The organism is Lacisediminihabitans changchengi (assembly GCF_016634425.1).
Classification (GTDB): Bacteria; Actinomycetota; Actinomycetes; order Actinomycetales; family Microbacteriaceae; genus Lacisediminihabitans; species Lacisediminihabitans changchengi.
Genome location: NZ_JAEPES010000004.1, coordinates 459,518 through 471,237, shown reverse-complemented (window position 1 = coordinate 471,237; position 11,720 = coordinate 459,518). Strand labels below are relative to the sequence as shown.

Genomic DNA, 11,720 nt, shown 5'->3' with positions numbered 1-11,720 from the left:
GTCGTGTCACCGTGCGTCGCAGTGACGACTCCGGCGCGTCTGCTCGGTAGGCTCGCCTCATGCTGCTCTCGGATCGTGACATCAGGGCCGAACTCGATTCAGGACGGGTGGGACTCGAACCGTACGACCCCGCGATGATCCAGCCGTCGAGTGTGGATGTGCGACTCGACCGGTTTTTCCGGCTGTTCGACAACCACAAGTACCCGTTCATCGATCCGGCCGAAGACCAGCCCGAGCTGACTCGCCTGGTCGAGACCGCTCCAGATGCGCCGTTCATCCTGCACCCCGGGGAGTTCGTGCTCGGCTCCACCTACGAGACCGTGACGCTTCCGGATGACCTGGCCGCCCGTCTCGAGGGAAAGAGCTCCCTGGGGCGCCTGGGCCTCCTCACCCATTCCACGGCAGGATTCGTCGACCCGGGCTTCAGCGGGCATGTGACCCTCGAGCTCTCCAACGTCGCTACCCTGCCGATCAAGCTCTGGCCCGGGATGAAGATCGGCCAGCTCTGCTTCATCCGCACGAGTTCGCCGGTCGAGAACCCCTACGGCTCGGGTACCTACGGCAACCGATACCAGGGGCAGCGCGGACCGACGGCGTCGCGCTCGTTCCAGAACTTTCACCTCACGCAGATCTCGCGCGACGAGTCGCAGCTCGACTGAGGGCGCGCCGTTAGCCGAGCTGCTGCAGCTGCCAGCCGAGCCAGGGGCTGAACGCAAAGGGCGCAGCGGCGACGGACGTGCGCAGGGCGTCGGGGGCCAGCCAGGCGAATTCCGAGACCTCGTCGGGGTTGGCTGCCACGGCATCCGTCGTCACCGCGCGGAAGACGGGGCAGATCTCGTTCTCGACGATGCCCGAGGCGTCGACCGCGCGGTAGCGGAAGTCGGGGAGCACCAGCTCGATCGACTCGACGGTGATCCCGAGCTCGAAGGCGGAGCGGCGGGCGATCGCCTGCTCCATCGATTCGTCTGGTGCGGGATGCCCGCAGAACGAGTTGGTCCAGACTCCGGGCCAGGTCAGCTTCGACAGAGCTCGCCGGGTGACCAGTACCAGACCGTCGGAGTTGTAGACGTGACAGGAGAACGCCAGGTGCAGCGGAGTCTCCGTCGAATGCACTATTCGCTTATCAGCGGTGCCGACGGGGGTGCCCCGATCATCGACCAGAACAACCAACTCCGTGTCTGTAACCATGACCGTCCGATAGCCTGTAAAAATGACCGGCCATGAGCTTGAGACAGTCTCATCGAAGAGACAGGCCCAGGTCGACGCCGTGCTGGATCGCTTCTTCAGCCTAGCCAAGAACCGCGCGACCAGCTTCGGCGCCGACTACGTGAGGCTCTGGGAAACGCTCGAGTCGAACACGGTTGGCGGCAAACGCTTTCGCCCGCGCATGGTCATGACCGCCTACGACGGCTTCGGGGGAACGGATGCCGAGGCCGCCGCGTACGTCGGCGCCGCTTTCGAGCTGCTGCACACCGCCCTCATCGTGCACGACGACGTCATCGACCGGGACTTCAGCCGGCGCGGCGCCCCCAATGTCTCGGGGAGCTATCGGGACATCGCGACGACCGCAGGCATCCCGATTCCGCGGGCAGAGCACCGCGGTATCTCGGCCGCCGTCATCGCCGGCGATCTGGCCCTGTTCAACTCGCTGCGCCTGATCGACCGCAGCGGGGCAAGCGACACCGTGCGCGCCCGGCTGCTCGAGATCATGGATGAGGCGCTGTTCGCCTCCGCTGCTGGCGAGCTCATCGATGTGGACTTCTCCACCACCACCGACGTGCCGCGCGTGCACGACGTGATCACCATGGAGCGGTTCAAGACCGCCGTCTATTCGTTCGAGTGCCCGTTGCAGGCCGGGGCCGTTCTGGCCGGAGCGAGCGAAGACGCCGTCGACTGCCTGGGTAGGTTCGGTCGCGAGATCGGCATCGCCTACCAGATCGTCGACGATCTGCTCGGGGTCTTCGGCTCCGAGGCGCAGACCGGAAAGACCACCATCGGCGACCTGCGCGAGGGCAAGCGCACCGTGCTGATCGCCTACGCCACCAGCACCAAGGAGTGGCCGCTGATCGAGCACCTGGTGGGCAAGCCCGACCTGAACCACGACGAGGCCGACTACATCCGATCCGTGCTGGAGAGCTCGGGATGCCGTGCCTTCACCGAGGGGCTCGCCCGCAACTACACGAACGAGGCCCTGGCGCACCTGCGCACCACCGACATCCCCGCCGCGCTCCGTGCCGAGCTCGAGCCGCTCGCCGCCGACCTGCTCGGTCGAATCAAATGAGGCGCAGCGCATGACCCGCATCACAGCCCAGACCGGACTGGGTCTCTACGATCGGGTGGCCGACGAGACGGCGTCCATCGTGATCCGTCGCTACTCCACCTCGTTCGGTCTCGCCTCCCGGCTGCTGGCCCCGCCGGTTCGACGGCACGTGGAGAACATCTACGCGCTGGTGCGGGTGGCCGACGAGATCGTCGACGGGCCGGCGACGGATGCTGGCCTCAGCCCGCTCGACGCGGCCGGCGTGCTTCACGAACTGGAGACTGAGACCGAGTCCGCCATGACCCGCGGCTTCAGCGCCAACCTGGTCGTTCACGCCTTCGCCCGCACCGCGCGCGAATCGGGCATCACCCCCGACCTCACCCGGCCGTTCTTCGAGTCGATGCGCGCCGACCTCACCGCCACCGAGCACGACCAGGAAAGTTTCGACCGCTACGTCTACGGCTCGGCCGAGGTCGTCGGCCTCATGTGCCTACGCAGCTTCCTGCTCGGCCAGAACCTCACCGACGAGCAGGATGCCCGGCTCATGCACGGCGCCCGCCGGCTCGGGGCCGCCTTTCAGAAGGTCAATTTTTTGCGCGACCTCTCCGCGGACTTCGAGACGCTTGGCCGCAGCTACTTCCCGGGGGTGAACGTCGACTCCTTCGCCGAGGTGGACAAGCTGCGGCTGCTCGACGATATCGACTCCGACCTGCGTGAGTCGGCCGCAGTCATCCCGCTCCTACCGTCGTCGTCACGGAGAGCGGTCGCCCTGGCTCAGGGCCTGTTTACCGAACTCGCGGTGCGGCTGCGTGCCACCCCGGCCGAACAACTCGTACGCTCCCGCGTGCGAGTGCCTGACCCCGTGAAATTCCGAATCGCCGCGGGTGCTCTCGCAGGACGGACTCCCCGCTCGTGAGCAAACTCGTCGCCAGTCGCATCGTCGTCATCGGGGGAGGCATCGCCGGACTCGCCTCCGCGGCGCTCCTCGCCCGCGATGGCCACTCCGTCACGCTCATCGAGGCGCGCGATCAGCTCGGCGGGCGGGCCGGCTCGTGGGAGAAAGACGGCTTCCGCTTCGACACCGGCCCCAGCTGGTACCTCATGCCCGAGGTCTTCGACCACTTCTTCAAGCTCCTCGGCACCACTGCCGAGGAGCAGCTCAAGCTGGTGACCCTCGACCCCGGCTACCGGGTGCTGTTCGAGGGGGTCGCCGAGCCGATCGACATCACCGCGTCGCGCGAGGAGAACCTCGACACCTTCGCCGCGATCGAGCCGAAGTCGTGGGCCCGCATGGAGCGCTACCTCGAGTCGGCGCGGGAGACGTACGAGATCGCGAAGCTGCGCTTTCTGTACACGAGCTTCGCGAGCATCCGTCCGCTGCTGCGCCGGGATGTCGTGAGCAAGCTCGGAACGCTGGTCCGGCTTCTGCTGAGCCCGCTCTCGCGTCTCGTCGGCCGCACGGTGAAAGACCGTCGACTGCGCCAGATTCTCGGGTACCCCGCGGTCTTCCTCGGCAGTTCGCCATATATCGCTCCGAGCATGTATCACCTGATGAGTCACCTCGACCTGGAGGGCGGCGTGCTCTACCCGATGGGCGGCTTCACCCGCCTGATCGAGGCGATCGCCGGTCTCGCCCGCGCGGAGGGCGTCACCATCGTGACAGGAGCGAGCGCACGCCGCATTCTCAGCGATCATGGCCGTGTCACCGGCGTGGACTATACGGATGCTGCGCGCCAGACCCACACGCTGGCCGCCGACATCGTCGTCTCAGCCGCCGATCTCCACCACACCGAGACGCAGCTGCTGCCCCTTGCGCAGCAGACCTTTCCGCAGTCGTACTGGGACAAGAAGGTGCCGGGGCCGAGCGCGCTGCTGCTCTACCTGGGCGTGAGCGGCGAGCTGCCCGAGCTCGAGCACCACACGCTCTTCTTCGCGCGGGATTGGAAGAAGGGCTTCGCCAAGATCTTCGGTAAGAAGTCGTCTATTCCCGACCCGGCATCCATCTACGTCTGCAAGCCGAGCGGCATCGATCCGACCGTCGCGCCGGCCGGGCACGAGAACGTGTTCGTTCTGGTGCCGATACCCGCCGACCCCTCACTCGGGCACGGGGCCGACCTCGACGCGGTGGGCGACCGCGTGATCGAGCAGATCGGGGAGTGGGCGGGCATTCCCGACCTCGCCTCGCGCATTGTGCTGCGCAGGGCCGTTGGCCCGGCGGACTTCGTCGACGACCTCAACTCGTGGCGCGGTACGGCGCTCGGCCCGGCGCACATCCTCGGGCAGAGTGCGATGTTCCGCGCCGGTAATCGCAGCAAGAAGGTGCGCGGGCTGTTCTACGCGGGTGGCTCGACCATCCCCGGCATCGGTCTGCCGATGTGCCTGATCAGCGCCGAGGTGTTGGTGAAGCGGCTGCGCCACGACACGTCGACCGAGCCGATGGCCGAACCCCTGCAGCGCACGGTCTGATGGGTGTTCTCTATCTGCTCGGGCTGCTCATCGCGCTGTTCGGCATGGTGATGCTCGATCGACGGTTTCGACTGTTTTTCTGGTGCGGGCCCGTGCGCGCAGCGATCGTGCTGGTCGTCGGGGTGCTGTTCTTTCTCTCCTGGGACCTGTCGGGTATCGGTCTCGGCATCTTCTTCCGCGGCGAGACGTCGTTCATGACGGGCCTCGTGCTCGCGCCGGAGCTGCCGGTGGAGGAGCTGTTCTTCCTCGCCCTGCTCTGCTATCTCACGATGAACCTGTTCGGGGCTGCCCGTCGGTTGAGTAGCGACCGAGCGCCCGCGCGAGGACGCGTATCGAAACCCGGTACGAAATGAGCTACTGGCAGCTCAACCTCCTCTTTCTCATCCCGGTGGCCGTGGTGGGGGCTCTCTCCCTCGTCCGGGCGAGGCGCTCGCTGCGCCGGGGGGCGGCATCCGTTCTGCTGACCCTGCTGATCCTTCTCGTGTTCACCGCGGTGTTCGACAATGTGATGATCGGCATCGGACTCGTCGGGTACGACGCCGCGAAGATCTCGGGCGCCTTCATCGGCATCGCCCCGCTCGAGGACTTCGCCTACGCTCTCGCCGCGGCGCTGCTGCTGCCGTCGCTGTGGGTGCTGCTCGCGCCCCGTCGTCGGGAGGGAGAACAGTGATCCGCCAGCTTTTCGTCTCCTCCCGCCCGCTCAGCTGGGTGAACACGGCGTTCCCGTTCGCGGCCGCCTACCTGCTGGTCACCCGCGAGGTCGACGCGACGTTCGTCATCGGCACGCTCTATTTCCTCATCCCCTACAACCTCGCCATGTACGGCATCAACGACGTGTTCGACTACGAGTCCGACCTGCGCAACCCGCGCAAGGGCGGCGTCGAGGGCGCTCTGCTCGATCCGGCGGTACACCGGATAACCCTCTGGGCCGCGGTGATCACGAACATTCCGTTCCTGGTATATCTCGTGATCGTCGGCACACCGCTGTCGTGGCTGGTCCTGGCGATCAGCGTCTTTGCGGTGATCGCCTATTCCGCGCCGAAGCTGCGGTTCAAGGAGCGTCCGTTCCTCGACTCGATCACCTCGGCCACCCACTTCGTTTCGCCCGCCGTTTACGGCGTCGTGCTCGGTGCCGGAATCTTCGCGCAGTTCTGGTTCCGGCCGTCGCTGTGGTGTCTGCTCGGTGCGTTCTTCCTCTGGGGAATGGCATCGCACGCGTTCGGTGCGGTGCAAGACATCGTCGCCGACCGCGAGGCGAACATCTCGTCGATCGCCACGGTGATCGGGGCGAAACTGACCGTGCGGCTGTCGTTCTTCGCCTACGTCGCCGCGGGCATCCTGTTGCTGTTCACCCTCTGGCCCGGGCCGCTGGCCGCCATACTGCTCATCCCCTACGCGCTCGTGGTCGCGCCGTTCTGGAACCTCACGGATGACGAGGCCGAACGCGCCAACCGCGGCTGGCGCAAATTCCTGGCTCTCAATTTCGTCACCGGGTTTCTGGTGACGATGCTGCTCATCTGGTTCTGGGTGCTCACGCCATGCACCGTGACCTTCGGGTGGACCGCGTACGCCCCGCTCGAGACGCGCTACTCCGGCTCGTACGCGCCGCTCACGAACGGCACCGACTTCGGTTTCGTCGGTGGCTCGCCGCTCGCGCAGCACTTCTCCGCGTGCGTGTCGCGCTGAGGTTAGGCGACGAGTTGGCCAAACCGGCTCCGATTGTGCCCGTTCGAGGCAGTTGTGCCTGCTCGAGCCGGCACAATCGCGACGAACGGGCACAATCGGCGGCGGAGGCCGCGAGCCCGGCTCTCGTGCACCCCTGGTCAGCGGGCGCGAGTGCGAGCAGAGTGGGCACTACGCATTCGAAGGAAAGCACTGCGCATTCGACGGAGAGGGTTACCCATGACCGAGAGTTTTCACGACTGGCTGCTCGAGCAGGCCGAGCGACGCGACGAGGTGGGTGAGCTGGCGGCATCCGTTGCCAAGGATCCGCGGTTTCCCGCCCACGGCGACAAGGCGATCTTCGAGGGTTGGTTCACCTCGGCGTCGGAACCGAAGCACAACGGCGTCGCGTTCGAGCGCGCATGGGAAGAGTTCGAGGGCAAGCACGTCGCCCCGTAGAGCACCGACCTGCGAGCGCTGACCCATAGAGCACTGACCCGCGAGTACCGACCCGCGAGCACCGAGTTGCACATTTGAGTGGTTCTGAGCCCGAAATAACCACTCGACCGTGCAACTTACTAGGGGTAAGTGCGCACCTCACTCAGAGCGACGGGACGAGATCGCGCGCACCGGGATCAGCAGCAGCAGTCCCGCGAGCAACACGATCATGATGCCCAGGATGCCCCAGTACTGCGCGCCCGCGATCGCGACGAAGGCCGAGAACAACAGGGGAGCGAGGAAGCTCACCGCACGCCCGGTCGTGGCGTAGAGGCCGAACACCTCGCCCTCGCGACCGGCCGGGGTGACCCGCGCCAAGAAGCTGCGGCTGGCCGACTGGGCCGGGCCGACGAAGAGGCAGAGCAGCAGGCCGCCGATCCAGAACGCGGTCTGTCCGCCGTCGTGAGCGAAGAACACTCCGAGCCCCGAGACCAGCAGTCCGATCAGCGACACCACGATCACCGGTTTGGCGCCGAAGCGGTCGTCGAACAGCCCCGAGATGAAGGTGCTGACTCCCGCGACCACGTTCGCGGCGATGGCGAAGATGATCACCTGGCTGCTCGAGAAGCCGAACGTGCCCTGCGCCAGGATGCCGCCGAACGTGAACACGCCCACCAGCCCGTCGCGGAACAGCGCGCTGGCGATGAGGAAGTAGACGGTGTTGCGGCTCTCCTTCCAGAGGCGGGAGATGTCGCGCACCAGCACGACATAGGACTGGAAGAACCCGACCTTCACCCGGCGTTCGGCGACCGAAATCTCGGGCACGGTGAACAGCACCGGAAGCGAGAACACCAGCGTCCAGGCAGCGGCGATCACCGCGATCAGACGGATGTTGAGGCCGTCGTCATGCGAAACACCGAACAGTCCGCCTGACCCGGCCGACAATCCCACCAGGCCGAGCAGCACGATCAGCAGCAGGACGATGCCGCCGAGGTATCCGGCCCCCCAGCCCAGGCCGCTCACCTTACCCACCGTCTTCGGGGTGGAGACCTGCACCAGCATGGCGTTGTAGTTGACCGTGGCGATCTCGTAGAAGACGGTCCCGACACAGACCAGTGCGACGCCGAGCAGGAAGAACGCTGGCTTGCCCTCGACGAAGAACATCAGGGCGGTGATGACCACGACGACCCCGGTATTGATCGCCAGCCAGAGTTTGCGGCGGCCCGAGGCATCCGTTCGCTGTCCGAGCACGGGGGCGATCAGCGCCACGACGATGCCAGCGATGGCGAGGCCGAAGCCGAGCTGCGAGGTGAGGGATGCCTCTGCCGCGGTGTACGCGCGATGCGCGGCCCCGGCGGTGTCTTTCTCCGCATCCCGCGCCGCAACGATGCCGGGGGACACGAAGTAGCTGCTGGTCAGGTAGACCGTGAAGACGAAGGTCGTGATTACGGCGTTGAATGCGGCGCCGCCCCAGTCCCAGAATGCCCAGGCCGCAACCCAGCGGCGGGGGATGACTTTGCCCTCCTGCAGGTCGAGTCCGGCGACGGCGATCGCTCCGGTCTTTGCAGGTTGGGGAACGCTCGGCGTCGTGTCGCTCATGCCCACAGGGTAGTGGGGACCGGTAAATTCGCGAGCGAACCGGGGAGATTTCGGCCCTGCCCCCAATTGTGGGGAGTTTGATGCGTTTGCTTACACATGAGGCTCTCCGGTCCGATAACTTCAGCTAGAACCCGATTCACCCGAGTCACCCGAATACCCGTTTACCCGCGCCCACGTTCGAGCTTCCCGCCGACGGGGCCACCGCCTGTCCGGGGCAGCATCGGCGACACCGTCTGGTACGACCTGGACGGCGACGGCACGAAGACGGCCGGAGAGCCCGTAATCGTCGGGGCAACCGTCAGCCGGGTCTGGTTTGGCCCGGACGGCGGAGCGGACGGCATCTCGGGGCAACTGGTCGCTGAGCACTCTTCACGTTCGGCTTCGCGCGCATCCGTCGTCACCGTCGCCCGCGGCACACCGCCTGACCTGGTCTCCGGGCCCCGCCCCAGAGTGGCTGGGGCCCGGTCACCGACGGTTCTGAGCGGACCCTGGTATTTCGGTACCATGCAGTAATGACCGAAACTGTCGTCGCCCCTGCGCCCATGGCCGTCGAGAACCTGCCGCTGCGCAAGCGACCGTTCGACATCGTGTTTTTGGTGATCTTCTCGCTGTTCATCGTGACCTGCATCATCAGCGATTCGGTGGAGGGCCTCGGGCTCGACCAGGTGGCGAATTCGTCGAACATCCTGGTGCAGTGGAACTACACCTACTCGTCGAACTTCGACCCGCTGTACCAGTCGCACCCGCTCTGGCTGCGGTTCATCAGCGGCACCTCGGCGTTCATCTACGTCTTCTTCTACATCCTGCTGATCATCTCGATCGTCAAGGGCTTCAACTGGATTCAGCTGTACTCGGTGATCTACGCGACGATGATCATCGCCCTCACCGGCATCCCGATCTTCGGCGTCGAGTTCTTCGGCCCGGTCGGCGAGCGCACCCCGAACCCCGGAGTGTTCCTGCTGTACAACGGGCCGTACATCCTGTTCCCGCTGCTGCTCCTCATCCGGATGCGCAAGCCGCTGCCCTTCACCCGCAAGTTCTAGGCAACTACAGCTAGAGGGGTGCGGGGCCCAGGCCCCATCTGGCGACTTCCTTGCGTCTCGCTGTCCCGGTTTCTCGTCGTGCTTCCGCCGAATTCAGGAGGGTGCGTGACTCGGGTGACGGAAGTGACGGATGTTAGTCACTCCTGCACCTCGGACAACTCCTGTCACACAGCATCCTGAATTACGAGGAAGGGGTGATGGAGCCTGCCCCACAGCATTCTGAATAACGAAGGTGGCCTTCCTCGGGCGGAGCGCTCCAGCGCGGCTGGTTGAGCCAGGGCGACTCAAGTTTTTTGGTCTCGACTTGACACGAGTTATCCACAGGGTGGAAACTTGAGCATGCGAGGCTCAAGTCTCGCTCGAATACGTACCTCAGGGAGATAGAGCAATGGCTCGTGCAGTAGGAATCGACCTCGGAACCACAAACTCCGTGGTGTCTGTTCTCGAAGGTGGAGAACCCACCGTCATCACCAACGCAGAAGGCTTCCGTACGACCCCGTCCGTCGTCGCCTTCACCAAGGACGGCGAAGTTCTGGTCGGCGAGACCGCCAAGCGCCAGAACGTCACCAACGTCGATCGCACCATCTCGTCGGTCAAGCGCCACATGGGTACCGACTGGACCGTCGACATCGACGGCAAGAAGTACACCCCGCAGGAGATCTCGGCGCGTATCCTCGCGAAGCTCAAGCGCGACGCCGAGCAGTACCTGGGCGACACCGTGACCGACGCGGTCATCACCGTTCCCGCATACTTCAACGACGCCGAGCGTCAGGCCACCAAGGAGGCCGGCGAGATCGCGGGCCTCAACGTGCTCCGCATCATCAACGAGCCGACCGCAGCAGCCCTGGCCTACGGCCTCGACAAGGGCAAGGAAGACGAGCTCATCCTGGTCTTCGACCTCGGTGGTGGAACCTTCGACGTCTCCCTCCTCGAGGTGGGCAAGGACGACGACTTCTCGACCATCCAGGTGCGATCCACCTCCGGTGACAACCGCCTCGGTGGTGACGACTGGGACCAGCGCGTCGTCGACTACCTGATCAAGCGCTTCAAGGACTCGACCGGTGTCGACGTCTCCGGCGACAAGATCGCCAAGCAGCGCCTCAAGGAGGCCGCGGAGCAGGCGAAGAAGGAGCTGTCGAGCTCGCTGAGCACGAACATCCAGCTTCCGTACCTCTCGCTCACCGAGAACGGCCCGGCCAACCTCGACGAGTCGCTCACCCGCGCCAAGTTCGAGGAACTCACGAAAGACCTGCTCGAGCGCACCAAGAAGCCGTTCCACGACGTCATCAAGGAGGCCGGCATCAAGGTCGCCGACGTCGCTCACGTCGTGCTCGTCGGTGGATCGACCCGTATGCCCGCCGTCGTGGAGCTTGTCAAGAGCCTCACCGGTGGCCAGGACCCGAACAAGGGCGTCAACCCCGATGAGGTCGTCGCCGTTGGTGCTGCACTGCAGGCCGGTGTGCTGAAGGGCGAGCGCAAGGATGTCCTCCTCATCGACGTCACCCCGTTGAGCCTCGGTATCGAGACCAAGGGCGGCATCATGACCAAGCTCATCGAGCGCAACACGGCCATCCCGACCAAGCGCAGCGAGACCTTCACCACCGCGGATGACAACCAGCCGTCGGTCGCGATCCAGGTCTTCCAGGGCGAGCGCGAGTTCACCCGCGACAACAAGAACCTCGGCACCTTCGAGCTGCAGGGCATCGCCCCCGCGCCTCGCGGAATCCCGCAGGTCGAGGTCACCTTCGACATCGACGCCAACGGCATCGTGCACGTGTCTGCCAAGGACAAGGGCACCGGCAAGGAGCAGTCGATGACGATCACCGGTGGTTCGTCGCTGTCGAAGGACGACATCGAGCGCATGGTGCGCGAGGCCGAGGAGCACGCGGCGGAGGACAAGGCGCGTCGCGAGACTGCCGAGACCCGCAACACGGCCGAGCAGCTCGCATACTCGACCGAGAAGCTGATCAAGGACAACGAAGACAAGCTGCCCGACGACGTCAAGACCGAGGTCCAGGCGGATGTCGACGCGCTCAAGTCCGCACTCGCCGGCGACGACGAGGCTGCCGTCAAGACCGCCTTCGACACGCTGACCGAGAGCCAGCAGAAGCTCGGCCAGGCGATCTACTCGCAGGAGCAGGCGGCTCCGGCCGACGCTCCCGCCGAGGGTGAGCCCGCGGCATCCGGTGACGACGAGGACATCGTCGACGCCGAGGTCGTGGACGATGACGACGACAAAGACAAGAAGTAAC

11 protein-coding genes and 1 pseudogene are annotated in these 11,720 nt (G+C 65.5%); 10 read left to right on the top strand and 2 right to left on the bottom strand.

All coding sequences use genetic code 11. From position 1 onward, the window contains the following. Nucleotides 1-59: 59 nt before the first annotated feature. Nucleotides 60-659 (top strand): dCTP deaminase, encoded by a 600-nt coding sequence (gene dcd / locus IV501_RS13425; RefSeq protein ID WP_200556824.1) that lies wholly within the window; start codon nucleotides 60-62, stop codon nucleotides 657-659. A 10-nt stretch (nucleotides 660-669) separates the two neighbouring features. Here dcd and idi read toward each other — a convergent pair whose 3' ends face one another. Continuing rightward, nucleotides 670-1,188, bottom strand: a complete 519-nt coding sequence (gene idi, locus IV501_RS13420; RefSeq protein ID WP_200556823.1) for an isopentenyl-diphosphate Delta-isomerase — start codon at nucleotides 1,186-1,188, stop codon at nucleotides 670-672. 22 nt (nucleotides 1,189-1,210) lie between these two features. On the opposite strand from idi, the gene IV501_RS13415 reads away from it, so the two are divergent. The 7 genes and pseudogenes from IV501_RS13415 to IV501_RS13385 all read left to right on the top strand — a co-directional run bounded on the left by IV501_RS13415 (nucleotide 1,211) and on the right by IV501_RS13385 (nucleotide 6,847). Further along, nucleotides 1,211-2,281, top strand: a complete 1,071-nt coding sequence (locus IV501_RS13415) for a polyprenyl synthetase family protein (protein WP_200556822.1) — start codon at nucleotides 1,211-1,213, stop codon at nucleotides 2,279-2,281. A gap of 10 nt (nucleotides 2,282-2,291) precedes the next feature. Further along, nucleotides 2,292-3,176, top strand: coding sequence for a phytoene/squalene synthase family protein (locus IV501_RS13410; RefSeq protein WP_200556821.1), 885 nt, complete (start codon nucleotides 2,292-2,294; stop codon nucleotides 3,174-3,176). Then, complete coding sequence (gene crtI / locus IV501_RS13405; RefSeq protein ID WP_200556820.1) at nucleotides 3,173-4,726, top strand: phytoene desaturase family protein; 1,554 nt, start codon at nucleotides 3,173-3,175, stop codon at nucleotides 4,724-4,726. The genes IV501_RS13410 and crtI overlap by 4 nt, the downstream gene beginning before the upstream one ends. Beyond that, nucleotides 4,726-5,079 (top strand): lycopene cyclase domain-containing protein, encoded by a 354-nt coding sequence (locus tag IV501_RS13400; RefSeq protein ID WP_200556819.1) that lies wholly within the window; start codon nucleotides 4,726-4,728, stop codon nucleotides 5,077-5,079. The genes crtI and IV501_RS13400 overlap by 1 nt, the downstream gene beginning before the upstream one ends. Then, nucleotides 5,076-5,396 carry a lycopene cyclase domain-containing protein gene (locus tag IV501_RS13395; RefSeq protein WP_200556817.1) on the top strand — a complete coding sequence of 107 codons (321 nt, stop codon included), beginning with the start codon at nucleotides 5,076-5,078 and terminating at the stop codon, nucleotides 5,394-5,396. The genes IV501_RS13400 and IV501_RS13395 overlap by 4 nt, the downstream gene beginning before the upstream one ends. Continuing rightward, nucleotides 5,354-6,256 (top strand): annotated as a pseudogene (locus IV501_RS13390) (prenyltransferase); the annotation flags it as partial. The gene IV501_RS13395 and the pseudogene IV501_RS13390, both read left to right, overlap by 43 nt. Before the next feature lie 372 nt (nucleotides 6,257-6,628). Beyond that, a complete protein-coding gene (locus IV501_RS13385; RefSeq protein ID WP_200556815.1) occupies nucleotides 6,629-6,847 on the top strand; it encodes a YozE family protein in 219 nt (72 codons plus the stop codon). Nucleotides 6,848-6,985: 138 nt separating this feature from the next. Here the strand turns inward: IV501_RS13385 and IV501_RS13380 are convergent, their stop codons facing one another. Next, complete coding sequence (locus IV501_RS13380; RefSeq protein WP_200556814.1) at nucleotides 6,986-8,425, bottom strand: MFS transporter; 1,440 nt, start codon at nucleotides 8,423-8,425, stop codon at nucleotides 6,986-6,988. Between the two features lie 512 nt (nucleotides 8,426-8,937). Here IV501_RS13380 and IV501_RS13375 point away from each other — a divergent pair. Continuing rightward, nucleotides 8,938-9,468, top strand: coding sequence for an EXPERA domain-containing protein (locus tag IV501_RS13375; protein WP_234698529.1), 531 nt, complete (start codon nucleotides 8,938-8,940; stop codon nucleotides 9,466-9,468). Nucleotides 9,469-9,856: 388 nt separating this feature from the next. Next, a complete protein-coding gene (gene dnaK / locus IV501_RS13370) occupies nucleotides 9,857-11,719 on the top strand; it encodes a molecular chaperone DnaK (RefSeq protein ID WP_200556813.1) in 1,863 nt (620 codons plus the stop codon). Nucleotide 11,720 lies beyond the last annotated feature (1 nt).

Coding starts and splice junctions, on each gene's coding strand:
- IV501_RS13415 (WP_200556822.1), top strand. CDS start 1,211: ATGACCGGCCATGAGCTTGAGACAGTCTCATCGAAGAGACAGGCCCAG.
- IV501_RS13385 (WP_200556815.1), top strand. CDS start 6,629: ATGACCGAGAGTTTTCACGACTGGCTGCTCGAGCAGGCCGAGCGACGC.
- IV501_RS13400 (WP_200556819.1), top strand. CDS start 4,726: ATGGGTGTTCTCTATCTGCTCGGGCTGCTCATCGCGCTGTTCGGCATG.
- IV501_RS13375 (WP_234698529.1), top strand. CDS start 8,938: ATGACCGAAACTGTCGTCGCCCCTGCGCCCATGGCCGTCGAGAACCTG.
- IV501_RS13395 (WP_200556817.1), top strand. CDS start 5,076: ATGAGCTACTGGCAGCTCAACCTCCTCTTTCTCATCCCGGTGGCCGTG.
- IV501_RS13380 (WP_200556814.1), bottom strand. CDS start 8,425: ATGAGCGACACGACGCCGAGCGTTCCCCAACCTGCAAAGACCGGAGCG.
- dnaK (WP_200556813.1), top strand. CDS start 9,857: ATGGCTCGTGCAGTAGGAATCGACCTCGGAACCACAAACTCCGTGGTG.
- idi (WP_200556823.1), bottom strand. CDS start 1,188: ATGGTTACAGACACGGAGTTGGTTGTTCTGGTCGATGATCGGGGCACC.
- IV501_RS13410 (WP_200556821.1), top strand. CDS start 2,292: ATGACCCGCATCACAGCCCAGACCGGACTGGGTCTCTACGATCGGGTG.
- dcd (WP_200556824.1), top strand. CDS start 60: ATGCTGCTCTCGGATCGTGACATCAGGGCCGAACTCGATTCAGGACGG.